This is a genomic window from Asticcacaulis currens (genome assembly GCF_028550395.1).
Lineage (GTDB): Bacteria > Pseudomonadota > Alphaproteobacteria > Caulobacterales > Caulobacteraceae > Asticcacaulis > Asticcacaulis currens.
This window is the reverse complement of record NZ_JAQQKW010000002.1, coordinates 432,403-457,046: the sequence shown is the minus strand read 5'-3', so window position 1 is coordinate 457,046 and position 24,644 is coordinate 432,403. Positions and strand designations below refer to the sequence as shown.

15 protein-coding genes are annotated in these 24,644 nt (G+C 60.5%); 8 read left to right on the top strand and 7 right to left on the bottom strand.

Annotated elements, in window-relative coordinates; genetic code table 11:
• Positions 1–83 precede the first annotated feature (83 nt).
• Entirely contained in the window at positions 84–2,672 is a 2,589-nt protein-coding gene (locus tag PQU94_RS05275; RefSeq protein WP_272740440.1) for a TonB-dependent receptor, read from the top strand.
• A 145-nt stretch (positions 2,673–2,817) separates the two neighbouring features.
• Here the strand turns inward: PQU94_RS05275 and PQU94_RS05270 are convergent, their stop codons facing one another.
• Positions 2,818–4,131 (bottom strand): MFS transporter, encoded by a 1,314-nt coding sequence (locus PQU94_RS05270; RefSeq protein WP_272740439.1) that lies wholly within the window; start codon positions 4,129–4,131, stop codon positions 2,818–2,820.
• Positions 4,132–4,206: 75 nt separating this feature from the next.
• Here PQU94_RS05270 and PQU94_RS05265 point away from each other — a divergent pair, with 75 nt between their 5' ends.
• The 3 genes from PQU94_RS05265 to PQU94_RS05255 all read left to right on the top strand — a co-directional run bounded on the left by PQU94_RS05265 (position 4,207) and on the right by PQU94_RS05255 (position 9,284).
• On the top strand, positions 4,207–5,337 hold the full coding sequence (locus PQU94_RS05265) for an ROK family transcriptional regulator (protein WP_272740438.1): 1,131 nt from the start codon (positions 4,207–4,209) through the stop codon (positions 5,335–5,337).
• A gap of 147 nt (positions 5,338–5,484) precedes the next feature.
• Positions 5,485–8,220, top strand: a complete 2,736-nt coding sequence (locus PQU94_RS05260; protein ID WP_272740437.1) for a TonB-dependent receptor — start codon at positions 5,485–5,487, stop codon at positions 8,218–8,220.
• A 113-nt stretch (positions 8,221–8,333) separates the two neighbouring features.
• Entirely contained in the window at positions 8,334–9,284 is a 951-nt protein-coding gene (locus PQU94_RS05255; RefSeq protein ID WP_272740436.1) for a glycerophosphodiester phosphodiesterase family protein, read from the top strand.
• 413 nt (positions 9,285–9,697) lie between these two features.
• Here the strand turns inward: PQU94_RS05255 and PQU94_RS05250 are convergent, their stop codons facing one another.
• The gene (locus PQU94_RS05250) at positions 9,698–10,504 is read right to left on the bottom strand and encodes a DUF1868 domain-containing protein (RefSeq protein ID WP_272740435.1); all 807 of its coding nucleotides are present in this window, start codon (positions 10,502–10,504) and stop codon (positions 9,698–9,700) included.
• A gap of 2 nt (positions 10,505–10,506) precedes the next feature.
• On the bottom strand, positions 10,507–12,759 hold the full coding sequence (locus PQU94_RS05245) for a TonB-dependent receptor (protein ID WP_272740434.1): 2,253 nt from the start codon (positions 12,757–12,759) through the stop codon (positions 10,507–10,509).
• Positions 12,760–12,915: 156 nt separating this feature from the next.
• Between PQU94_RS05245 and PQU94_RS05240 the strand changes: the two genes are divergently transcribed.
• Complete coding sequence (locus PQU94_RS05240) at positions 12,916–14,046, top strand: ROK family transcriptional regulator (RefSeq protein WP_272740433.1); 1,131 nt, start codon at positions 12,916–12,918, stop codon at positions 14,044–14,046.
• 31 nt (positions 14,047–14,077) lie between these two features.
• Here the strand turns inward: PQU94_RS05240 and PQU94_RS05235 are convergent, their stop codons facing one another.
• Positions 14,078–15,397, bottom strand: a complete 1,320-nt coding sequence (locus PQU94_RS05235) for an MFS transporter (protein ID WP_272740432.1) — start codon at positions 15,395–15,397, stop codon at positions 14,078–14,080.
• A 43-nt stretch (positions 15,398–15,440) separates the two neighbouring features.
• Positions 15,441–16,577 (bottom strand): ROK family transcriptional regulator, encoded by a 1,137-nt coding sequence (locus PQU94_RS05230; protein WP_272740431.1) that lies wholly within the window; start codon positions 16,575–16,577, stop codon positions 15,441–15,443.
• A gap of 281 nt (positions 16,578–16,858) precedes the next feature.
• Between PQU94_RS05230 and PQU94_RS05225 the strand changes: the two genes are divergently transcribed.
• From PQU94_RS05225 to PQU94_RS05215, 3 genes are read left to right on the top strand one after another with little or no spacing between them, the layout of a single operon-like run.
• Positions 16,859–19,423 (top strand): TonB-dependent receptor, encoded by a 2,565-nt coding sequence (locus PQU94_RS05225; protein ID WP_272740430.1) that lies wholly within the window; start codon positions 16,859–16,861, stop codon positions 19,421–19,423.
• A gap of 52 nt (positions 19,424–19,475) precedes the next feature.
• Positions 19,476–20,375: a phosphodiester glycosidase family protein gene (locus PQU94_RS05220; RefSeq protein ID WP_272740429.1), complete on the top strand. Its 900-nt coding sequence runs from the start codon at positions 19,476–19,478 to the stop codon at positions 20,373–20,375.
• An 8-nt stretch (positions 20,376–20,383) separates the two neighbouring features.
• Positions 20,384–21,265, top strand: a complete 882-nt coding sequence (locus PQU94_RS05215; RefSeq protein ID WP_272740428.1) for a hypothetical protein — start codon at positions 20,384–20,386, stop codon at positions 21,263–21,265.
• A 69-nt stretch (positions 21,266–21,334) separates the two neighbouring features.
• Here PQU94_RS05215 and PQU94_RS05210 read toward each other — a convergent pair whose 3' ends face one another.
• Complete coding sequence (locus tag PQU94_RS05210; RefSeq protein ID WP_272740427.1) at positions 21,335–22,207, bottom strand: tyrosine-protein phosphatase; 873 nt, start codon at positions 22,205–22,207, stop codon at positions 21,335–21,337.
• 75 nt (positions 22,208–22,282) lie between these two features.
• On the bottom strand, positions 22,283–24,571 hold the full coding sequence (locus PQU94_RS05205; protein ID WP_272740426.1) for a TonB-dependent receptor: 2,289 nt from the start codon (positions 24,569–24,571) through the stop codon (positions 22,283–22,285).
• Positions 24,572–24,644 lie beyond the last annotated feature (73 nt).

The following is a 24,644-nucleotide window of genomic DNA, read 5'->3' as shown; positions in this document are numbered from 1 at the left end:
CATTTAGATATTAAATATGTCACAAAAGCGTGTTAGTTGAAGCGGGGGCGGCGCTGAGCCGTGAGCATGACAAGGACGGGACAATGGTTAGCAAGGTCACAGCCACCAGCGCATCGGCGCTGGCTATCGCGCTTCTGACGACGGGGGCGCAGGCGCAGGTTCAGTCTTCGGACGCGCAGGCAAGGCCGGCCCCTGAGGCGGTCAAAGAGGCGGTCACGGAGGTGGTGGTGCGCGGAACGCGCCTGTCGAACCAGCGCGCTGCCGACGCCAAGCGCAAGGCCGCTCAGGTCAGCGACGTGGTCGCTTCGGACGATCTTAACAAGCTGCCGGATCAGAATCTGGCCGAAGCAGCCAGTCGCGTGGCCGGGGTCTCTACGTTTCAGGACGAAGGCGCCGGCCTCTATATCGGCGTGCGCGGCCTCAGTCAGGAATTCGTCAATGTGACGCTCGACGGGCAGGAGGCCTCGGTGGCCCCGCGTCCGTTCGACAGCAATCTGCGCGGTGCCAATCTTGAAGCCATCCCCTCGACCTTTGTGAAGCAGGTCGAGGTCATCAAGTCAGCGACGCCGGACCTCGATGGCGACGCCATTGCCGGGACGGTCAATCTGGTGACGCGCAGCGCCTTTGATGCGCGAAAGCCGTGGCTGTCGGTCGGGGTGTCTGGCGGTCGCTACGAAGAAAACGTCGCACCGGACGACATGAAGGGCTCGGTGAAGGGCAAGCTGTCGGCGGGAACGACCTTTGGCGACGGCAAATACGGCGTGGTCTTCGACGCCAATGGCCGCTCTGTACATCGTGACAATCTGAAGCCCGGTGCCTGGTTCGGGCCGGTCGGCGATGGTCGTGCGCTGCCCGAAGAGGTCGGTGGCTATTTCTATCAACGTCAGGAAGACAGTTCCGGGGCGACCGCCAAGTTCGAGTTCCGCCCGGTCTCCGCCCTTCAGGCCTATGTCTCGCTGAGCTATTTCGACTCCGACATCGTCATCGACAAGAACAAGCACGCGCTTTACGCCGCCGTGTCCAATCTCACGACCGGCACCTTTAGCAAGGCGACGGCGACGGGCCGCACGGACAAGGTGCGCTACGGTGTTGATGGCTCCCTGACCGTGGCGGGCGGTCTCGACTATGCGCTGACGGGGCGTGACACGCTGAGCCTGAAAGGCTCGTCTTCGTCCAGCATCTCCTATCAGGACGATCCGCGCGTTGATCTCTACTATGCCGGGCCGTTGAGTGGCACCTATAGCTCTGACGGCACCACCTACGCCTATCAGTTCGATGCCGCCAGCGCGCCGAAGTTCGTCAACCCGGCCAACTACGCCTTCAATGGCTATCGTCGCTACAAGGAAGAACTGGCCAAGGACGTCGATACGGTGCGCGCCGACTGGACGCGCCGCCCGGCCGCCGGTCAGGGTCTGGGCTTCAAGGCCGGGCTGAAATGGCGTGAAACCCGCATCGACTATACGGCCAGCAATCTGCGCTGGCGCAACCCGGTCGCTTCGGCCGACTTCCGCCCGTTTATCAAGGCCACCGACTACCGCTTCCCCGGCACGCCGAACGACAAGGTGGTCTATGCCGATATTGACGCTCTGTCGGCCTATGCCGAAGGGCTGGGGGCGACGAGCTTCAGCCGTCGCGAAGGTTATGTTAACGGCATGGACTACCGCGTCAGCGAAGCGGTGACGGCAGGTTACGCCTTGGCCGACTACACGTCGGCGCGCTGGCGTGTTATTGGCGGTCTGCGCTATGAAAAGACGGCGACCGAGGCGCTCAACCGCTTCAACCGTGCCGAAAACGCGGCCTTTGTCACCACACAGGCCGACTATAGCGACCTGCTTCCGTCGGTGGCCGCCACATACTTCATCAGCGATCAGTGGCTGCTGCGTCTGGGGGCCAGCCGCACCATCGGGCGTCCGGACATCCGTGATTTGGCGCGCGGCGAAACCCCGCCCAATGACAATGGCATCTACAGTCGGGGTAATCCGGACCTCAAGCCGCGCCGTTCGACCAATCTCGATGCCTCGCTGGAATACTATTTCGACGGCGGACGTAGCCTGATCTCGGCGGCGGTGTTCCGCAAAGACATTCAGGACGAAATCTTCGACCTGCAAACGCCGTACAAATATACTGACGCCACCAACCGAGTCATCGACTCCTACTATGTGCAGCCGGACAATGGCGGCGATGCGCAAATCAGCGGCGTCGAACTCAGCCTCGTCAAGGATCGCCTGAGCTTCCTGCCGGGACCGCTGGCGGGTCTGGGTTTCAGCGCCAACCTCACCCTCAATGACGGGTCGCTAGACCTGATCGGAGCCAACCGGCAGGTCGTGCGCTCCGTGGCTCCGGAAGGCTTGTCGAAAAAGCTGGCCAATGCGGCGCTGTTCTATGAGGGCGAACACTTGTCAGGCCGCATCGCCTGGCGCTACGCCAGTGCGCAAACCCAGCAACTCAGCGTCGATGGTTCAGGCGATCTGAAACTGGCCGCCTATGGGCAGACGGATATGCAACTGGGCTATCGCCTGAACCGACATTTCGATCTGTCGATGGAGGTGTGGAACCTGTTCGAAGACGAACAGCGCTTCACCAATGCCAATGCGGTGAAGGGCGTGCCCAACTGGTACGAAGGGCAAAGATATGGTCGCGCCGTCTGGTTCGGCGTCAACTACAAATACTGACCGTGTGAGGCCGCCGTCCATACCGGCGGCCTTGTTATACGAACGGCCGAAGATGCTGACCGCATTCGGCCGTTGAAAGGTCGAGAATGTTTCATATGTATCAAAGGCATGAAAAAATTCTCGAAAGGCATACCATGAGTCATTTTCAATGACCCTTGGTATCAGGGATTTCATCCTTTTGCCTCAGTTGTTTGACCAAAATAAAAGATAACAGGCAGGCCGAAATCGGCATTATGATCGTGGTGATAATTAGAGCTGACGTTTGGGTGCAGCCCATCGCCACACCCAGATTTATCCCGCTGGTGAATATCTCACTCCCGACGCCATTGGCCGCTTTGAGGAGGGCGAGGAAGACGCCGAAGGGCAGGGCCAGCGACAGGCCGTCGCGGACCGCAGCGGCATGGACGAAGGTCGAAAGCATGGCCCACAGGCACATGCCGATCCCGGCTTCGGCTCCGCCGATCAGCAACAGGAGCGGCGGCAGGGCCGGTGACAATCCGCTCATCGTGACCGCGATAAGCACCAAGGCCAGGCCAAGAGCCGCATATGAAAGTCGGAACACTGCGTGCAGCGAGGGCAGTCGGGAGACTGCGAACTGCACGCCGACCAGCACGGCGACCTTGCCGATCGTTATATAGATCAGAGCGTCCCCCGACCATGAGGCATTGAGGAGCACGGTCTTGCCTAGAAAGGGCAAGCCTTTGTAAAACAGGGTGATGATGCCGGCGTGCAGCGAGGCAAGCACACAGAGTGTCTGAAAGGTCTTATCGCGAAAGAGCCGGCGAATGGTCGAGAGAAGGCCGATCGTCACCCCGGTGTCGCTCAACCTGATCCGGCTTTGGGGCAGGAGCGCGGATTGGCTTACCATAACCAGATAAAGGCTTGCCCCTAAGGCCGCGACGTTCACAAAGGCCGCAAGTTGCTGTTCGGGTGGGCTGGCGAGGGCGTATTTGAATCCCAACCCGACACCGATACTGCCGGTGGCGCTGAAGATCAGCCGCAGAGCCGAAACGGATGATGCGCCCTGTGAGGTGGTGGACATGTTGGCCAGCATGGAATTGTGCGCCACATCGCACAGCGTATAGCCGGTGCGGCAGAGGAGGCACAGCATCCCGACCCACAAGGCCTGAGGCGGGACCTGCGGGTTGCTGCCGTAAAAGATCAAAAAAAACGACGCCGCACAGAGGGGGGCGCCAGACAGAAGAAAGTAACGGAAGACGTGCCGGTTGTTCACCCGGTCTGCCCCGTAGCTAAGGAGAAGGTTGGACGCCCCGTCCCAGAGCAGGGACAGCATGAGGATATGACCCGCGACCGAGAGCGGCAGCCCCAGAACCGTGCTGAGATAGTAGAGCAGTACGCTGTCGAAGGTGGCCCACACCCAGCTCTTGCCCATATTGCCGGACGCATAGATGAACCGCTCGCGAAAGGGTGGCGAAGAAGCGGGCGAGAAAGTCGGCATAGACGCAGCCTTGTCAGCAGACGAAACAGGACATACACAGATAATTATTTTCGGTTTAGGAATTAAGTCACGCCCATGCAAGCGCCACGCATCCGACCGATAATTCTGTCTGAGCTGCAAAAGCGCATCATCTGGCATATTCGCATCTACGGCCCCACATCGCGCTCGCAGCTGTCGGCTGCACTGGGGCAAAGCCACGCGGCGACCACGCGTCTGTCAAAAGAATTGATTTCTCTGGGTCTAATCGAGGAGGCCAGTAGCGAACCGCTGGCGTCGAGAGGGCGTCCGATGGTGCCCCTGCGCATTTCCGGGCAGGGGGCCTATGCGGCGGGAGCGACCTGCCACCCAGGATGGGTCGAGGTGGTTCTGGTCGATTTCGCCGGTCAGCTCCTGGCCCGACTAGATCAGCCGTTTGACAGCAAGGATCCGGTCGAGTTTGCCCGTGTGGTCGAAACCTGTCTTTCGAAACTCGCAGCAAAGATCGGCTTGACCCAAAGGCGCTTCCTCGGTCTGGGTATTGCCGTGCCGGGTCCTATTGTCGGACCGATGGAACGTCGCGCGGTCGTGCAGTGGCTGGAGGGCTGGCGCGATATTTCTTTGGAAGAGGTGTTTAATTATAGTCTCAGTGTGCCGGTGTGGATCGAAAACGATGCGACGGCGGCCGCCTTGGCCGAATATTATCAGGAAAATATCGTTCAGCGCTTCAGTTCCGCACTGGTTTTCTTTCTGGGACATGGGATTGGGGGAGGGATCATCGCTGAGCGCGAGCTTTATCGGGGCGAATACGGTAATGCCGGGGAGGTGGGACGCCTGTTTCCCGGTATGTTGGAAGAGCGTCCATCCGGTATCGACCTGATCCGCTTTCTCAACCGTAAGGGCATCCCCATCAATGACCTGCGCGCCATAGACAGCCTTATGGACGCCCATCGCCCCCTGTTCGAGACGTGGATGGACCGTGTGGCCGAGCAGTTGAAACTTGCTGTGGCCTGCGGCACGGCCTGGATGGACCCCGGGGCGATCGTCATTTCCGGGGCCCTGCCTGAGGCCATCCTTTCAGGCTTGGCTAAGCGACTGGTTAATTGGGAGGATAATCATTATCCCGGTCAAATGCCTCGGATATTTGCCTCCTCAATCGGCAGTCTGGCTGTCTGTATCGGGGCGGGGCTGGTCCCCATCCACGCGGTGAGTAGCCATAAATGGCTGTGAATCCCTAGTCGATTTATTTTCAAAAAAATAAATAAATGTGTCGCGCACCCTCTTCATAAGCGCTCTCAGGTTCCCGGATTGCCGGGAAAAGCAACCATCTGAGGGGTTATCAAGATGAAGACCAGTCTATTGACACGGCCGGGGCTCATGGCGCTCGTATGGGCCACCAGCGCTTTCGCGGCCCAGGCGCAGACGTCGGCCGAAACCGGAGCGGACAAGGCCAAGGACGATGTGGCTGAAGTCGTCGTTACCGGTATCAAGCGCTCGAACCTGAAGGCCATCAATTCCAAGCTCGGCTATCGCGGAGTCTCCGACGTGGTCAGCGCCAATGAGGTACAGGCCCTGCCGGACCTGACCATCGTCGAAGCGCTGCGCCGCGTGCCGGGTCTGGCCGCCCTGCCGACCACGGACAACGAGCATCCGCGCGACGAAGCGGCCACGCCGGTGATCCGCGGTCTGGGGGCCGCTTACAACAATGTGACCGTCGATGGTATGCCGCTCGCGTCGCCCGGTACGCCGAACGCCAATCTCGGCTCGAACGGCCGCGGCGTTCGTCTCGATCTCCTGCCCTCTTCGATGATCAGCGAAATGCGCGTCATCAAGACCTTTGGCGCCGATCTCGACCCCAATGCCATCGGCGGAGCCGTCGATCTGCGTACGCGGTCGGCCTTTGAGCGCGGCGGCAAGCCCTTCCTGACTACCGAAGCCTCGCTGGGCGGCGCCAATGATGTGGGCAAGCCCAATGATCAGGAGCGTATTGGCGCGCGTCTGGTTTCGACCGGCAGCCTGACCTTCGGTTCGGCCAAACAGTTTGGTGTGGTGGTTTCCGCCAACTATCAAAAGCTTGAAACCTTCACCAACACCCACATGACCACCGATACGGTGCATTATGGATTTTATAATTCAGCGGGCGTTTTACAATCAGGCATTAATCTGGGTAGCGGCATCGCTGTGCCGCAGCAGGACAAATACTGGTACGTTCAAAACAGCCGCGAACGCGCGGGTCTGACCACCAAGCTGGAAGGGCGCTTCAGCGACACCTTCTATGCTTTCGCGACCCTGGGCTATTACCGCTTCCGCGACACCATGGCGCGCAACGAACTGCTTATCGACCCGCGCAACCGCGGCACGGTCCAGAATCTGACGCCGACCTCCGGCCGCTATCCCGCGGCCACCATCGAAGTCGGCTATTCGGTCCAGAAAATGACCAATGCCACGGCGCTGGCGCAGGGTGGCTTTGACTGGACGCTGCCCGACGATCAGCTTCTGAGCGGGCGTGTGTCCCTTTCGCGCGCCACCTATCGCGAGCCGATCAGCATGGTGAAGTTCATCACCGGCCTGACCTATAATGCGCCGGGCGCGGGGACGACCATCACGCCCATGCCGTCCCTTGGCTTCAACTATGATACCTCCGGCCTAAATGCCAGTTTCGACGTCGATCCGACGGTTTTTTATAACCTGAACAACTATCAGGGTTTCTATTACCGTCCGAACTACAAGCGCTCGGCCAGCAATAACGTCAACAGCGTGAAGCTGGACTACACCCGCCATCTGGGACGTGACGATCAGGGTTTCGGCTTTGGCGCAGGGGTGACCTATACCGAGAGCCAGGTCGAGTATAACGTCTATCGCGACGAATATACGCCCAATAATACGCTGACCAGCCCGCTTACCCTGGCGAGCGTCACCGGGCACAATGGCGCGCCGCTGATGTATAGCAATGGCAAGCTGAACCTGCTGACCATTGATCCGCAACGCGCCTGGGCCGCCTTCTACAGCCATGCCGCCAGCGAATTCACCCGCACCAATCAGGACGCCTTCAGCAATCAGGATAATTTCGATCTGACCGAAAAGAATGCGGGCCTTTATGGCCTCGTTGCTTACAATGCCGACCGTCTGCGCACGCAGTTCGGCCTGCGTTACGACAGCGTCGATCTGGACAGTGCCGGGCGTCAGCGTATCAACGGCGTGTGGAAGGACCGCAAGGCCAATTCCAGCTACGACTTCGTGCTGCCGTCGGCCTTGATCAGCTATGATCTCACCGATCGCATCGACGTGCGCTTCGGTGCCAGCCAGACGATTGGCCGCCCCAGCTACGACGCCTATGCCGCCCGCAGTGCCATCAACTTCGTGGCCTCCACGGATCAGGGCAATCCCAATGCGCTGGGAGTCACGGTTACTATCGGCAATCCGGATATCAAGCCGCGCCTGTCGAACAATGTGGATCTGGCCTTTAACTGGAAGCTCAATAACCGCGACGGCGGTCTCGTCTCTCTGGCTCTGTTCAACAAGGATATCCAGGACGAAATTTTCAGCGCTACGACCTTCGGCTATACCTATGAAGGCGTGACCTACGTCAATGCGGCGGTTAGCCGTCCGATCAATGCCACCTCGGCTTCGGTGCACGGCGTCGAGTTGGCGGCGACCATGAACTCGCTGGAACAATTGCACCCGGTCCTGCGCCCGGTGGGCTTCAGCGCCAACTGGTCGGTGATGGAAGGGTCGATGGACGTCCTGCAGGCGAGTGGCACCCAGCGCCGCCTGAAGGGGCTGGTCGGTCAGTCCAACTCGATCGTCAATGCCTCGGTTTTCTACAGCCACGACGGTCTGGAACTGCGCGCGGCCTATAACAAACAGGGCAAGGCCTTGCGCTCCATCGTGCCGGACATTTTCTGGCAGGACATGTACTGGGCCCCGCGTGAACAGGTCGATCTGCAAGCCAGCTACAAGGTCCGCAATGGCGTCACCGTCTTCGCTCAAGCCTCCAATGTCGGCCATGAGCGCATGACCAGCCTGACAGGGCCGGGAAAGAACCTGCTGAAAGACACCTATTCCGTGCCGACCATCTACTGGATCGGTCTCCGCTTCACCCCATCCTTCTAAAGTTCGAACCTGTATCCCCAAAAGGTTCGTCATCAGAGCGGAATGACCGGAAGTTTCGCGTCATTCCGCTCTGACATTTTCATTTATTGCGTTGTTATCCGGAAGGTATCCTTATGTATCGTACCCAGACCCTTGTCTATGCTCTTAGTGCGGCTTTGGCCTTTCCGGCCTTGGCCGCGACCCCGGTCGAGCTGATCCGTCAGAAGCTGGACAATCCGGATGCCGGGGTTTTTGTGGTCGCCCATCGCGCCTGTCACAACGCGGTCCCTTCTGCCGGTCTCGACGAAGCGCCGGAAAATTCGCGACTGGCGCTGGAACACTGCGTAAGGTTGGGGGTTGATATGGCCGAGGTCGATGTCCGGCGGACAAAGGACGGCCAACTGGTCATCCTGCACGATGCGACTCTGGACCGTACCACCAATGGCTCGGGCAAGCTGGCCGACAAGACCCTGTCGGAGGTGCTCAGCCTGCGCTTGCGCCAGAACTTTGGCGGCGAGATATCGCCGACCCTGACCGATGAGCGTGTCCTGACACTGGCCGAGGTACTGGCGGCGGCCCGGGGGCGCATCATGCTCAATCTCGACATCAAGGAAGACATCTACCCGCAGGTCATCGCCGAGGTCGAAGCCGCTGGTATGTCGGATCAGGTGCTCGTCAAGAAGCTGGCCAAGACTTTGGGGACGCCGCTGGTCGAAGATCCGTTGTATGCGAAGACGCCCTTCATGCCCATCGTCGGGCACTGGCGCTCCGATCCCGGTGGCGATGCCATCGAAGCGGTGGCGCGTCAGCAGCTGAGCGGTCCCAAAAAGCCGGTCGGCATCGAGCTGGTCTTCACCACTCAGGCCGAGTTCGAGGCCATTGCGGCCGAAACCAAAGCGCACAAGGTCAGGCTTTGGGCCAACACGCTGACCTCGGTCGGCGTGATCAGCGTAATCGGTCACGGCGGCGACCTTGACGCCCTGCGCGACGGCGGTCGCACCTGGAAAGCTATGATCACAAAAGGTGTTAATACGATCCAGACCGACGAACCTGGCCCTCTTATTGAGATGCTTGGCGGTCAATGAGTCGATCATAAATCATTTGTCGAATAGATTGGAGGGACCACTTCTGCTGCCCGAAGTTTCTACCGTCCGCTAGAGCGATGTGCGGAAAAGTGTGAGCGGTTTTCCGCAAAAACATCGCGACAAAACAAAAATTTAGAGCAAAATGGCGATTCAGCTTAAAGTCATTTCGCTCTAATTGGTAGGGTTTTAGAGCCCGCAACGTCTTCTTCGGGCACATTTCGGCCCGCCACGCTTGAGCCAAATAGGTTTGAGGGGCTATGCAATCGAAGGACGTTTCCTTCTATGTGCAGACTGAGTTTATACCAAGGGTTATTAAAAATGACGGTTGGTATGCCCTTCTAGACTGTCTCATCTCTCTGATGCATATGAGACAGTCTCGGTATTATAAGGCCACCATCCATACTGCGGCCTTGTTATTCAAGATAAAACTGCCGTTCAAAGGCGAACATGTCCTTGAAAACGCAGAATTCCGGCGCGCCCAGCGCGATGACGGGGGCGGCTTTTGACAAGGTGGTGCGCCATTGCCGGTGGGCGCGGTCAAATGCCTTAGCCTGTTCAGGCGTAAGGGGCTTGATCCAGTAGGCCAGCGAGATGTGAAAGCCATAGGTGTCCGGATCACTGATACGGATGCCGGTGGCCTCGGACAGGCGGCGGCGCAGGTCGCGCAGCTGTTGCGACTGGGCGGCATCGACCGGCAGCAAGGGCAGGGTTATGGCCCCGCCTTCGGGGGCCGGTGCTTCCAGATCGACCTTCATACGGATAGGCAGGTTCAGACCAGAGCGAAAACCTTTGAGGCGTTCGGCCATCAGGCGATGACAGGCCTCAAGCGGCAGGTCGCTGGGCACGCCCTGCGGCCATTGGCCGGGCTTGCCGCGGCCCTGATCATTCGCCCCGCCAAAGATCGTCATATGATAGCTGGACGGCGGCAACAGGGTGGCGTTTGCCAGGAAGGGGTAATCCGACGCATTGCGATAGATGTCGAGCAGGGCGTTAAACGCCGCACTGTCGGCGCCCTGCTGCGGCAAATGGCAGATGAGGGTATTGCCGGCAAAGCCGCGGACGCGGCCATCTGCCATGAATTTGCGCCCCCCGTCCACAGCCGGCGCAACCGCGGCAGCCGCTTTCAGAAATGAGGCGGAAGCGGCCGCCGTGACACCGAAGAGGACACCGCGGCGCGACTGACCTGATAAGCCGGTGGTGGGGCTGTATCCATTGGTCATGATCAGAAATCCTTGTGCAGGTTGATGCCGATATAACGCTGGTCGTCGCGCGGTACAAATCGCGTCACCCCCTGACCGAACTGTTGCAGATAGGGGGAGTAGGACGTATCGCCGAGATTTTTGCCGATCAGATTGATTTCAAACCCGCCAGCGGTGCGGTAGCTGAGGCTGGCATTCCACAGGGTGTAGGCAGGCGAGACCGTATCCGGGGTCTGGTTGATGCTGTACTGGGTGCGGCTGCGGTAGGTAACGTCGGCATTGATCAGGACATCAGTCGTGCCAAGAGACAGCAGACGGTAACTGGCACGGGCGACGCCCTTCCATTTCGGGGCAAAAGTCAGCACGCCGCCATCGACGAAGCACGATGAAGCCGCGCCGGGCGGGCAGAGGAAGTGCTCGATCTTGGCATCCGTATAGGCAAAAGACCCCGACAGGCTGAGTGCGTCGCTGGCGCGGGCGCTGACATCGCCTTCGACGCCGCGCGTGGACACCTTGCCCGCATTGATCAGGCGGGTAACCGATGAGCCATTATAGGTGTCGAAGAAGGGCACCTGATAATTGTCCACCTTCTGTTCAAAGACGGCGAAATTGGCCATTACGCGGCGGTCAAACAGGCGCGACTTCAGCCCCAGTTCCACCGCATCGGACAGTTCCGGTTTCAGAGCGATGGTGTCCTGCGGCAGGGTGCTGAAGGCGAGGCTGTAGGCCGGTCCCTTATAGCCGCGCGAATAGGTGACATAGAACATAGCCGAGGCGGACAGGTCGTACTGAAGCCCGGCGCGACTGGACATTTCGGTGGCGTCGGTCTGGCCTTCGCTGGCGTAGGGGGCCTGAATACCGGTCACCGCCACCGGTGAGGTGGAGATGCGGTTGAAGCGGTAGCTGACCTCATCATGAGTCAGGCGCAGCCCCAGAACCGCCCTCAGGGCAGGCGAAAAATGGTAGTTGCCCTCGGCGAAGAGGGCGGCACTGTCATTGGTGACGCCAAAGCGCGAGGTGCCCGAATGGATGGTCGTCGAGGTGGCGCTGAGTATAGTCACAGTGCGCGTATAGACTTCGCTGTCTGTGCCACGGAACAGATAGACACCGGCCACATAGTCAAAGCGTCCCCCCTTGGGCGAGGCCAGCCGCAGTTCCTGCGACATTTGGTCGTAATGCAGATCGCCGCGGTCGTGCTGCTGAGGCAGGCCGATCACCGCGCCGGGCAGCTTGTCCTGATCCTGAAACTGCGTGTTTTTCCAGAAACGGTAGGCGGTGATCGAAGTCAGTGTAAAATCACCCAGACGCTTGTCGGCCTGAAGCGCGACGCCCCAGGTATCGTCCAGCGCATAGGTTGGGTAATTGATATTGACGTTGCGCGTCGTGTCGCTGACCTCGGCAGGGGCCACGGCTGTGGCAAAGGCGGGCGACGAGGTTACCGCATTGGTCGGATAAGCCAGCTTCACGGTGCGCGCGACAAGACCATTGGGGGCGGTCGTCTTGTTGTGCGAGAAATCCGCCGTCAGGGTGGTGGTCAGGCTGTCTGAGACGGTGAACAGCCATTTGGTACGCGCGCCGTAATTATCGTAGCCGTTGACCTTTTGGCCATTAAACACATTGCGCGCATTACCATCGAAGTGTGAGGCCGTGACATTCAGGCTGGCCGCCCACTTGCCGGGCATGATCGCGCCAGAAACGCCGCCGCGCACGCGCCATTCATTCCCTTCATAGAGGCCGAGATCTGTGTAGGCGCGGAACGCTTCGCGCGGCGTGCGCGTGACGATATTCAGAACGCCAGCCGAGGCGTTCTTACCGAACAGCGTCCCTTGCGGGCCGCGCAGCACTTCGATGCGTTCGACATCCAGCAGGTCCAGCGACGCCTGCCCCTGACGGCCCAGCACTACGCCGTCGATGACGGTGGAGACGGTGGGTTCAACGCCCGGCGAGGTCGAAGAGGTGCCCAGCCCGCGCAGAAACAGCGCCTGATCCTTATAGGAAGCCGCCTGACGGAAGTTGAATGACGGCACCTGAGACGAGATTTCGCGCAGCCCGTTCAGATTGGCGCGAGCGAGATCGTCGCCTTTCAGCACCGAGACCGCGACAGGTACTTTTTGCATCGACTCGGCCCGGCGCGTCGCCGTGACGATCACCTCGGTAGCGTCAGCCGGGTCCGTCTTATCCGGCGCGGTTTGCGCCATGGCCGATGCGGCACTGAGGCCGGCCAGGGCGGCGCTGAGGAAAAGGCGGTTACGCCAGTGAGAGCGGTGGTTGGTCATAACGGTCCCCTTGGAGCCACGCTCAAAATACACACAATGTGTAGAGTGAAGCGGGAAATTTTCGTGTCAGGCGCCAATTAACACACTTTAAGTGTATTTAATGTGACAAGGCACAAATAAAGTGTGTCTTTATATAAAATGGGGTATGAGGCCCTCATGCAGATCGATATCCCTTTGATTCCCGAGCTTGGCCGCAATGATCGGCGCGTTCTGGGCCTGTTGTTTCGCCATCGCGCCCTGACCCAGTCCGGGCTTGTCGAACAGACCCAACTGACGCAGCAGTCCGTTTCGCGCATTCTGGCGCGCTTAGGTGAGACAGGGTTGGTGGGCACGGGCGGGCGGGTCAGTGCCGAGGGCCGTCGGGGCTATCCCAGCACGGCATTGTCGCTGCGGCCTGAACACGGTTTCAGCCTCGGTATTGCCGTTCTGGCCGGTCGTGTATCCTTGGTCATTAGTGATTTTTCAGGCGCGACCCGTGCCCAGAAAGGGCTGTCGCTCAATCCGGTGGGGGTGTCGCGCACGCTGGACGCGGTGGATGAAGCGCTCGATGAACTCTGCGGTTCGGTCGGCTACGCGCGTTCGCAGCTAACCGGTATAGGAATCGCCGTTTCGGGCTCCTTCATCGCGGGCGGCGGGTTCAACACGCCCACCTATCTCGAGGAATGGGCCGGGATAGATGTCGAGCGGCTGTTCGCTGACCGCTTTGGTGTGATCGCCCTTGCTGATAATGACGGCAATGCCGCTGCCGTGGCCGAAAGCCAGTTTGGCGTCGGGCGCTGGGCCGACAGCTTTGCCTATCTGTATATTTCAGCAGGCGTCGGGGGCGGGGTCATCCTTGACGGCGAGCCGTGGCGGGGGCGGCACGGCAATGCCGGTGAATTTGCCGGCGGCCTGCCGCCACACATCTTTCCATTTCCTAATCTGGAGCTGTTGCGGCAACTGGTGGTGCGTGAGGGAGAGGCCTTCGACACGGTCGATGCGATGGTGCAGGGATTTAACGCCGACTGGCCCGCAATTGAAGAATGGATCGCGCGCGTGAAGGATTCTCTGTCCATTATCGCTTCGAACGCCACGGCCATACTGGATGTGGACGCTATCGTTCTGGGCGGGCAGATGCCTACAGAGCTGGCGCATCGCGTCATTCCGCACATCGAGCTGTTCGATCAGAAACGCCGCAGCGTGCCGCGACCGGTGGCGCGCATCGTTCCGGCCGAAGCCTCCGGGGAGGTCGCGGCTATCGGCGCCAGCCTTCTGCCGCTGAAGCGATTGTTTTTTGGAGCGGAATGAAATCAGCGTGTCGGCAGCCTGCTCGGGGCCCCTACGTAGATGGGGTTTGCAGCGACAGCCTGCGCAGACGTAAGGAAATGAGCGCAACGGCCAAAGCCCCGGCGAGCGAGGGCAGCACCATCAGGGCGACGATAGCGTCGCCGCCCTGACCAGCGGCGCGATAAGGAATGCGTTCCAGTCCCATCCCCACCGCGTAGACGGCGGCGGCCTGTGCCAGCTTGGCCCCAAAGGTGAACAGGCCAAACCATTTGGTGGCCTGAGCCGCGTCGGACGCCACGGCCTTGGCGAACAGCCCCCAGGTGTACATGGAGACACCCCCGCCAGCGGCCCCATAGAGGAGGCCAATGCTCAGGGTGAGGGGCGGGGTCAGACGGCTCAGGGTAAAAAAGGCCACGCAGGCGGCGGCCAGAAACAGGGCGGTAAGGGTATATAGGGTTTCCGGTGTCTGACGACGGGTCAGCCACGCCCACAGCGGCTGACTGAGCAGCTTGCCCAGCGCCACAAAGGTCATGAAGCCCAACGCTGACACGGCGTCCGGCGCTGCATAGGCGGTGAAATAGGGTTCCAGCTTGTCGAAAAAAGGGCCGGTGGCCGAAACGCACACCATGGCCGCGATAAGATAAAGATAGGCCGGGCTGGGCCCTGCACCTGCCGTGAGAGCCAAGCGGGCGGGCGGGACCGGTGTGTGTGGTGAGACCATGACTTCGCCGGCGTGGTGCCGCGACAGCAGGAAGGCAAAACCGCAAGACAGGGTCACGAGGGCCAGAGAGATCAGAAAGAAGTCCGGGCCTGACACCACGCTGATCTTCCCCATATGGTGAAGGCCTGTGTGCCGCACCCACGAGGCTGTGACGCCGGTCAGAAACAGGGTCGCCGCGCCGCTGGCGATATAGCGGATGGAGGCCAGACCGAAACGGTCCGAGTCCGAAGACGAAGCTAGGGCGAAATAGGTGTTATGCGGCACGTCGTAGAGGGCATAGGCGATGCGAAACGCCATCAGGGCGGCGATGGTGTAGATAAGGCGCGCCTCCTGCGGCATGCGACCAGCATAGGTGAAGAGGACGAAGCACAGCCCGGCCAGCAGGCTGCCGTAGAATTGAGCCCGCGCCGCTGCGGCGGCGTGGGAGACAAAGCGCGTCATCAGACGACCGATCACCAGGTCCGCTATGGCATTGAGCACAAGTGAAGCGCCGATAATGCTACCGGCGACATCCGCAGCGAGGCCCACGGCTTCGGTCAGGAAAAAGATGAACAACAGGCTGGAGGCGTTCCACAACAAGGCCTTGCCAAAGCTGGCCAGACCATAGGCAAGCTTCAGACGCGACGGCGAGGGCATGTTGGCAAGTTTCACAGGCTAAGCATAGAGGCCGTTGCGCACACCGATATGACAGGGCTTAAAACAGTTCGGTTTTGAACACCCGCAGCTTGAGCGGTACGGCGGCGGCCCCTAAAGCGGTGGCGTCGCCGGTGACTTCTGAGGGAACGACGCGCGGCTGAGGCCGGTCAAAACCGCGCCGCGGCGCATGGCGCAAATCCACGCGCTCGATCATGCGTTCGGCCAGGGCGCGTGGCACGCGGCCCCCGATGACGATGGCCTGCGGATCAACGATAGCGGCGCAGGCCGAACAGGCCAGAGACAGGGAGTCGCTGATACGATTTAGCCAGTCATTGACCGCAGGCGAGTGGATATTCAGCGCGTTAAGCATGTCGCCTATGGTGTCGTATTCCTCGTCCCGGCGCGCGAAGCAGTGGCGCAGCAGTTCCAGTGTGGGGGGCGTGTAAACAAATTTGGGCAGGGAGCCGGCAAATTCTCCGGCATTGCCATGCACACCGCGCATCAGTTGCCCGTTAATCACCAGCCCGCCTCCAAAGCCGGTGGCGATATACATATAGGCAAAGGTGCGCGCCCAGCGGCCAATGCCAACCAGACTTTCGCCAGCGGCAGCGACATTGCCGTCATTATCGGCCCAGGCGGGCAGACCAAAGGTCTCTTCGAAGATTTCGGCCACATCGACACCGGCCCACTCATCAAGGCTGCGTGGACCATTGAAGCGTCGCCCGTCCTCCAGCGCAAACCCGGTAATGCCGATGCCGATGCCGATGACCCGTCGGGGGCTGATGGCTGCGTCAGCGCAGAGATCGGCAAAGGCCTGCTGCACGCCGTCCAGTACGCCTTCGCGCGACATGACCGGCGGGGTGAAGCGCCGATAGCCGCGATCCTGCCCGGCAAGGTCCATCAGCAGGACAGAGACGGCGTCGGCCATGATGGACACGCCCAGCGTAAAAAGGTGATCGGGATTCAGCGACAGGGCCGTACCCGGCGGTCCCCGGCGTCCCGAAGCCACGCGGTCCCCGGCGAGCAGGAAGCCCTGTTCGATCAGGTCGCCTACCGTACGCGACACGGTCTGCTGTTTGAGGCCGGTGTGCGCCACGATGTCGGCCTGCGTGGTGGCCTGACGGCTCTGGACCAGACTGAGTATGCGGCGTTCAGTGGCGGAGGTCGGCAGCAACGGATCGGTCAGGGCAAGCATTAAGAGTCCAGTCAAACGGCGGTCGGGTCATAGGGCAATCTCACAGCCAGATAGCTTGGCGTTGCGGAGGCTGCAAGATAAATGCGGCGTCGCATTTATAACACACGATGCGTCAATATAAAGCAAAACCCTTCTTTAAATTACGCATAATGGGTTTAAATTCCGCTATAAATGCCCGAAATCGGGAATCATATCCGGAAATTCCAGTTCAAATGTCATAAATAATACGCATAATGGGTTTAATTGCCCCGTCATCGCAATTCGGGTGCTGGAGGCTGATTATGTGTAAATCCCAACTAGGTCTGGGCGTTTCGACCCTGACCCTGGCTATGATGGCTACGGGCCTTGTGTCCGCTCACGCGCAGGAAGCGCCTGCGGCTGAGCCGGTGCAGGAAGTGGTTGTGACGGGCTTTCGCCTGCAAAACCGTCAGCTCATGATCCTGAAGGACGCCGATGAGCGCATCGCCGAGTTCATGACCGGCGACGAACTGGGGCAGCAGCCCGATTACAATATCTCGGATTCTTTCCGCCGCATGCCGGGCGTGCAGACCGAGTTCGATGAGGACGAAGGCCGCTTTGTCGGCATTCGCGGCCTTGACCCCAACTTCACCGTCGGTTCGTTCGATGGTTCGACCATCGCCACTTCCGAACGCGGCAACCGTCAGCTCAATCTGGAGTCCGTGCCGACCTCGGCGGTGAAGCGCCTGGAGGTGTTCAAGTCGCGCACGCCGGACATGGAAGGCAATGCCATTGGCGGTACGCTCAATCTGATCACCCGTTCAGCCTTTGACCGCAAGGGGCTCTATTGGGTCGGCAGCGCCTTTGTCGGCACCAGCGACAGCCAGAAGGTGCCCGGCAAGGGCTATGGCCGCAGCAGCGACGACGGGGCCAATTTCCGTTTCGACGGCACGGTTTCGACGACCTTCGGCAGCCAAGATCAGTTCGGCGTCCTGTTCACCGGGGCCTTCTCGCGCAAGCGCCGCGATCAGGAGCGCTTCGTCCCCGGCAGCTACAGTCTGACCAACGGCGTCCCGGTGCAGTCGGCGCATCTGTGGTCGAGCTACCCCAACTCGGTCGATCGCTACGGCGGCACGCTGAAACTGGAATGGCGTCCCTCTGAGACGCTGAAGACCGCCCTGACCACGACCTACTATATTCAGGCCGATAACGAACTGCGCCATTCGCATCAGTTGACGCGCGGGACGGTTTCGACCGACACGGCCCTGACCTCCGGCAACAAGGCGCGCGTGACGACCGCCGGCGGCTTCGTCCGGTTCAACGACTTCCCCATCGACAAGCCGCTGACCATTGTGCAGGCCAGCGCCGACTGGACTCCGGACGATCGTAACATTGTCAAGTTCCGCGCCGCCTATTCGGAAGCCTCCTTCGTCGAAGCCTCCAACCAGTTGCAGTACAATCTCGCCACCTCGGCGGCTAATGCCTATAATTACGCGATCAATGACGGCATCCCGACGGCGGTGCTGGATAACCCGACGACCTTCCTCACCCCGTTCAATTACAAGTTCAACAGCTACACCCCCTACGAGGACGACAGCGACGAATATATCACCGAGGCTTCGCTCGACTGGCGCTTCAATATGGAGCGTGGGGATCACGGCTGGGGCTTCGGGGCCGGGGCCAAGACGCGCGATCTGACGCGCGATTTTGACCGCTATCAGGACGTTTACGCCCTGGCGGCGGGCCAGACCTCGACGCTGGAGGATGTTCTGATGCCGGCCGACTACACCTCGGTCAATGCCACGACGCGCCAGTTGTTTATTGATTTCGACAAGTTTCAGGCGGATCGCCGCGCCAATCCGACGAAGTTTGTCCTCAACACCGCCACCACGGCGCTCAACCGCATCAGCAACGACTATGTGGTGACCGAAGGCGTCGATGCGCTTTACGTGCAACTGCGCCACGCCGGTGAACGCCACAGCCTGATCTTTGGCGGCCGCTACGAGGATACGGCGACCGAAGTGAATGGTTATCGCGTCAATGGCAACACGGTCACGCCGCTGACTCGCAAGGGCACGTACGACAACTTCCTGCCCTCGGTGGTCTTTAGCTATACCATCCTCCCGAACCTTAAGTTCCGCACGGCCTATTTCGAGGCCATCGGTCGCGCCAACCCTTCCGATCTTGGCACCAATGAAAGTCTCAATGCGAGCAGTCTCACGCTGACACGCGGCAATCCCGACCTGAAGCCGCGCAAGGCCAAAAACTACGATGCAGCTCTGGAAATCTACTTCCCCAACAAGGCGGGCATGATTTCGGTCGCGGCCTTTGCCAAAGACCTGAAGGATGAAATCTATTCGATAACGCTGGGCAAGACGATCATTGACGGGGCCGAATATACGGTGACCCAGCCTCAGAACGTGGCCAATTCCACCATTTCCGGTCTGGAATTCAGCGTGATCAAGAACAATTTCGATGTCCTGCCGGGTCTGTTGAGGAACTTCGGGGCATCGGCCAACTATACCCGCCTGCATGGCCGTGCCGATCTTCCCAATGGCGTGCGTACCGACCGTCTCAACCGTCAGCCGGCGCATCAGGCCAATGTCGCGGTCTTCTACGAAGACGGCCCGCTGAAGGCGCGCGTCTCCTATGCCTATACAGGGGAGCGCTACACCTCCTTCTCAACGACGGACCCTTCGACCAACCGTTATGACAAGGCGTGGAAGCAGGTCGATTTTACCGCCCGCTATTCTCTGGGCCGCTATCAGATCATCGGCGAAATCCGTAACCTGACGGACCAGCATCGCGAAAACTACGATCAGTACGGTGTGCGTGACCTCAACTATTTCGGTCGCCAGTTCTGGCTGGGCGTCGCCTTCAAGCAATAGGCAGGCTGTGGACAGGCTTCGGCCTGTCCGTTTCTTTTTGTGAGTTCAACACATGAAATCTGTTCTTGCGGCGCTTCTGCTGCTGTCTATCCCTGCGGCGCTTCAGGCCGAACCCCTGCCGCCGCTCAGCCTCGAAGCCCCCGCCACGCCGCTGTTCGACGGCGTCCGTTATGAGAAGCGGGTGAGGGGCGGCGATGAGCCCATGGTGGCGCATATCGTGACGCTGAACCTGACGCGGGCGGGTTTGCACTTTGAGGTGACGCCGGGCGACCGCTCGAAAGGCATGGAACACGTCGCGCTGACGGCCAGCGAATATCAGCGCCGCTCCGGGGCGCAAATCGTGATCAATGCCAGCTACTTCCTGCCCTTTGCGGGTGGTAGCAAGGGGGCGGACGACTATTACCCCAAGAGCGGCGACCCGGTTAACGTCTCCGGTGCCGCCCTGTCGCATGGGCAGAGGGTCTCGCCGGTCGAGACCGACCTCGATATCCGCGTCAACTCTATCGTCTGTTTCAAGGCGGCGCAGGTGCTGATCCGCGAGGGTCAGGTCTGCCCGGCGGGGCAAACCGACGCCGTCGCTGCGGGGCCGCGCCTCCTCAGCGATCGGCACGTGCAGAGCTTTCTGGCCTTCGATAACAATTACGCCATGACCCGCGCCCCGCGCACCGCCATCGGTGTGTCGGCAGATGGCCACACCGCCTGGCTGGTGGTCGTCGATGGTCGCCAGAAGGGCTATAGCGAAGGGGCGACCCTCACAGAACTGACGGACCTGTTTGTGGCGCTCGGCGCGGCGGATGCTATCAATCTGGATGGCGGCGGTTCCTCGACCCTTGTCAGGGAGGGGGCCAACCACAAGCCGGATGTGCTGAACCGCCCCATCCATACGGGCATACCGGGGCGCGAGCGTCCGGTCGCCAATCACATTGCTGTCTATGCCCTGCCGTTGAAATGAGGCCTGATATGCGCGCTCTCGCCCTTGCCGCCCTGCTGACCTTGACGGTATCGCCCGTGGCCGCTCAATCGAGCGGCTTCCCGAAGCTGGAAGAGTGGACGCCGCCGGTGGTGCAGACCGGGACGGCCAAGTTGATCCGCGAATATCCTGCCCCGGAAGCCCGTCAGGGCGTGGCGGTCGATGGCCGCTACGTCTATGCGGTGGTCAATTCGATCATCGGCAAGTACGACAAGCAGAGCGGGGCGCTGATCGCCCGCTGGACCAGCCCGCGCAACGGGCCGATCCGCCACATCAATTCGTGCTATGCGGCCCATAACGAACTGTGGTGCGCCAATTCCAACTTCCCCGAAGTGCCTATGGGGTCTTCGGTCGAGGTGTTCGATGCCCGCACCATGACCCATAAACGCAGCCACGGTCTGGGGTTGCTGGACGAAGGCTCTCTGACCTTTTTCGAGCCCTATCGGGGCGGCTATATGGCGGGCTTTGCCCATTATGACGACAAGGGCGGCACGGGGTTCAAGAGCAGCCGCTACAGCGCCATCGTCACCTATGACGCGCAGTGGCGACGCACCGGCGGCTGGCTGATCCCTGACGCGGTTCAGGCGCGCATGGCCCCTAATGCGGCCTCCGGTGGCGGCATCGGCCCGGACGGCCTGCTCTATCTGCTGGGGCACGACCGCACCGAGCTTTATGTGCTGGCCAAGCCGCGTCTGGGGCCGGTTCTGATCCATCTGGCAACCATTGACATCGCCGCCGAGGGGCAGGCCTTCGTCTGGGACAAGACGGTCAAGGGCCGCCGGTTATATGCGATCAGCCGCCCCAAGGGCGTCATTCGGGCCTTTGATATTCCCGAGGTTCGCCTGGATCATCCGGACGCCCGAAGGTTTTAGGGTCTGCTACGAGAGGGCAATCCGATAGAGCGGTTTCCACTTTATCGAATTGCGCTCTAACGCGTTCGGCTATTTAAGGAGGCGCGTCTTCAGAGTGGTCACATCGGCGGCGCTGAGGCCCAGATCTTCGCGCACATAGCGGTCCCAGCCGCCTTCACGGGCTTCAATGGCGGCAAACGCGGCGTCGAGATAGCGCGCATCGACCCCCATCAGGGCCTGAACCACGTCCGGGGGCAGGCGACGGAAGGCGGCCATCATCGGGTCTTCCTTTTCACCCGCCTTGGGCATGTCCGGGGTGTAGTAGCGGTTGGACAGCAGATAGTCTTCGGTCACAGTGGCGCGCGGCACGCCCAGGATCGTCAGGATGAGCGCCGTGGCGACACCGGTGCGGTCCTTCCCCGCCGAGCAGTTATAGACCAGCGGGGTTTCACCGTCGATAATCAGGCGCATCAGGCGCTTGTACTGATCGGCAAACTTGAAAGGCGCATCGGCGTAGAAGCCCGCCATCATCGCGCGGGTGTCATCGGCGGTCACTGTGCCCTTCTGGAAAAAGGCCATGAACGGTGTCATGTCCATGTCGTAGTCCTGCGAATAGACCGCGACCTTCATGTCGGCGGGCCACACAGCCGGGGCGCTGGCGCGTTCCTGCGTGGCGCGGAAATCGACATTGGTCTTGATGCCCAGCGCCTTCAACTGCCCAAAGCCGGCTGGGGTGATGCGGTTCATGGCGGCCGAACGATAGAGGATGCCCCACTTCACTTCACGGCCATCGGCGGTTTTGTAGCCGCCAATGTCGCGGAAATTGTTGCTTCCTTCAATGGCGATCAAACGAGAGCGGGCTTCGACCGCAACCGGTGTGGAGGCTTGGGCCACGGCCTGCGGGGCCACAGCGGCGAAGAGGAGCGCGGCGCACAGACCTAAGGCGCGGACGGGTTTGGACATGGTTAGCTTTCGCAGATAGGTTTTGCAGGGAAAGGTGAACCGGGGCACGCAGGTGGCGCCCCGGCTGGATAGGGTTTAGAAGCTGATATTGGCTTCGATGCCGTAGGTGCGCGGCTCGTTATAGATGCCGTAGGTGCCCAGGGCGGCGTTGAAGTTACGCATGAAAACGTGCTTTTCGTTCGTCAGGTTGCGCGACCACAGTGACAGTTGCAGCGCGGTGTTCTGACCCGGCAGGGCGATATTGGCTAGAGCCAGACGGCCGTTGACGATCAGCGAATTGTCGCTGCGGGTCGGATCGGCGGAGCTGGTGTTCTGACCGCTGGCGCCATTGGCGTCGAGATGCGCCTTGAACAGGGCACTGCCAACGGGGCGGCTATAGTCCACCGTGACGCTATAGGCGTTTTTCGGCGCATACAGCGGATAGACCGCGACCAGCGGGTTGCCGGTGACGAAGGGGTTCGGAGCCTTGGGCAGGTGGGTCGAGTTGGTGGCGTAGGTGGCCCCCAGGATCAGGCCGCGCAACGGACGATAGGTGATATCGGCTTCGACGCCCTTCAGCTTGGCTGTACCCGCCGCATTGGTGGTTTCCAGCGTGCCGCGCGTATTGCCCGGAATGACGGCGTTGAAGTCGATCTGCGTGTCCTTATAGTCGCTGTCATAGGCAGCGAGGTTGAAGCGCAGGCTGCGGTCAAACCATTCCGACTTCAGGCCGATTTCGCGCGCCTCGACGCTTTCCGGACCGAAGGCGCGATAGGTCAGCGAGCGCGAATTGGCCCCGCCAGCCTTATAGCCCGTGCTCCATTTGGCGTAGAGATTGATATCGTCGGTCACGTCGTAGGCCAAGGTCACCATCGGATCGATACGGTCCCATTTGGCGTCCAGATGCTGGATGGCGGCCACGCCATTGACCACCGGTATGGCCCCGTTGACCTTGAGCAGTTCGCCCTGCTTTTTGTCCTCGGTATAGCGGGCCCCGATGGTGAGATGGGCCTTGCCGTCAAAGGCGTCGGGGGTCCAGGTCAGTTGCCCGAACAGACCAGCGCTGTCGGTTTTCGCCGTCGAGGCGCGATCAGGGAAGGGGGTGGCGTTCACCGGAGCCGGCAGGATGGTATAGCCCGTACCGGTGGCGTTCCATTGCAGCGTGTTGGGGGCCCAGGCGTCGTCGGCGACCGATTCATGGTAAAAGAAGGCGCCACCGACATAGTGGAATTGCGAGTTGTCGCCGATCAGCTGGATTTCCTGACTGTACTGACTCTGGTCGAAATTGGCGAGGCTGTAGCGGCTGAAATTGCCGTTGGGCGCGAAGACCGACAGGGCGGTTGAGCCGTTGTCGAACTGCGACTGCGTCAGCTTGCGATACGAACTGATGGATTTCAGCTTCAGGCCGTCCGACAGCTTCCAGTCAATGACCAGTGTATGGCCGCTGGTATTGCCGACGCTGTGCTGCAGTGGCACGCCGATCAGAGCGCTTTTGGCGCGGTCGGGCTGGGTCGGGGTCAACGGTGCCAGCGGCAGGCTGCCCTTGCTCAGGAGTTGCACATAATAGGGTGTGCTGGCATCGCGAGAGGTGTCGAAAGCATAATCCACACTGACGCTGTCGCTGGCCCGCCACAGGGCCTCAAGGCGCACGCCGCCCTTGTCATAGGCGTTGAAATCCGGCGCGCCGTCCAGCGGGTTCTTCACCGTGCCATCGCGCTTGGACAGGACCAGATCGGCCTTTACGCTGACATTGTCCATTTCCGGCAGGTTGAGGTGCGATTCGAGCTTGTAGCCATTGAAGTTCGACAGGCCGAACGTGGTGTTCATGCCATAGACGCCGGTGGGCTTTTTGGTCACGATGCTGATGGCGCCGCCTTCGGTATTGCGCCCGAACAGGGTGCCCTGCGGCCCTTTCAGCACTTCGACGCGCTCGATGTCGAGCAGCGCCATGCCGAGGCCCTGCGCACGGCCCATATAGACGCCATCGACATAGACGCCGACGCCCTGATCGCGGCTGGGCTGGTTGGCATCGCCCATGCTGCCGACGCCACGCATGCCGATGGTCAGGGCCGAGCTACGCGAGAAGAAAGGTGCGACGCGCAACGATGGAATGGCCCCATCGCCGAGATCTGCCAGAGACTGCACATGGCGGTTGCTGAAATCGTCCTTGTTCATCACCGAAATCGAAATCGGTGTCTTTTGCAGCCGGGTTTCGCGCTTTTGCGCCGTCACGACGATTTCCGGCAGGGCATCGGCAGGCGCTTCGGCGGCGGACGCTGCGGCCTCCGCATGGGACGCAGTAGCGTTCAGGCTCAGAAGGGCTAGGCTGCCCATGAGCGCGGTCTGTGCGGCAAGTCGCACGCGGTTAAAGGTAAAGACGGTCATGACTATCCCCAGCCAGAATGATTAATCTGACCGGTTGTTAGAACGTTTGTATGTAAAAATTTGAACGGTTATA

Coding starts and splice junctions, on each gene's coding strand:
- PQU94_RS05250 (WP_272740435.1), bottom strand. CDS start 10,504: ATGACCAATGGATACAGCCCCACCACCGGCTTATCAGGTCAGTCGCGC.
- PQU94_RS05230 (WP_272740431.1), bottom strand. CDS start 16,577: ATGCTTGCCCTGACCGATCCGTTGCTGCCGACCTCCGCCACTGAACGC.
- PQU94_RS05240 (WP_272740433.1), top strand. CDS start 12,916: ATGCAGATCGATATCCCTTTGATTCCCGAGCTTGGCCGCAATGATCGG.
- PQU94_RS05260 (WP_272740437.1), top strand. CDS start 5,485: ATGGCGCTCGTATGGGCCACCAGCGCTTTCGCGGCCCAGGCGCAGACG.
- PQU94_RS05255 (WP_272740436.1), top strand. CDS start 8,334: ATGTATCGTACCCAGACCCTTGTCTATGCTCTTAGTGCGGCTTTGGCC.
- PQU94_RS05210 (WP_272740427.1), bottom strand. CDS start 22,207: ATGTCCAAACCCGTCCGCGCCTTAGGTCTGTGCGCCGCGCTCCTCTTC.
- PQU94_RS05215 (WP_272740428.1), top strand. CDS start 20,384: ATGCGCGCTCTCGCCCTTGCCGCCCTGCTGACCTTGACGGTATCGCCC.
- PQU94_RS05275 (WP_272740440.1), top strand. CDS start 84: ATGGTTAGCAAGGTCACAGCCACCAGCGCATCGGCGCTGGCTATCGCG.
- PQU94_RS05205 (WP_272740426.1), bottom strand. CDS start 24,571: ATGACCGTCTTTACCTTTAACCGCGTGCGACTTGCCGCACAGACCGCG.
- PQU94_RS05270 (WP_272740439.1), bottom strand. CDS start 4,131: ATGCCGACTTTCTCGCCCGCTTCTTCGCCACCCTTTCGCGAGCGGTTC.
- PQU94_RS05265 (WP_272740438.1), top strand. CDS start 4,207: ATGCAAGCGCCACGCATCCGACCGATAATTCTGTCTGAGCTGCAAAAG.
- PQU94_RS05225 (WP_272740430.1), top strand. CDS start 16,859: ATGTGTAAATCCCAACTAGGTCTGGGCGTTTCGACCCTGACCCTGGCT.
- PQU94_RS05245 (WP_272740434.1), bottom strand. CDS start 12,759: ATGACCAACCACCGCTCTCACTGGCGTAACCGCCTTTTCCTCAGCGCC.
- PQU94_RS05220 (WP_272740429.1), top strand. CDS start 19,476: ATGAAATCTGTTCTTGCGGCGCTTCTGCTGCTGTCTATCCCTGCGGCG.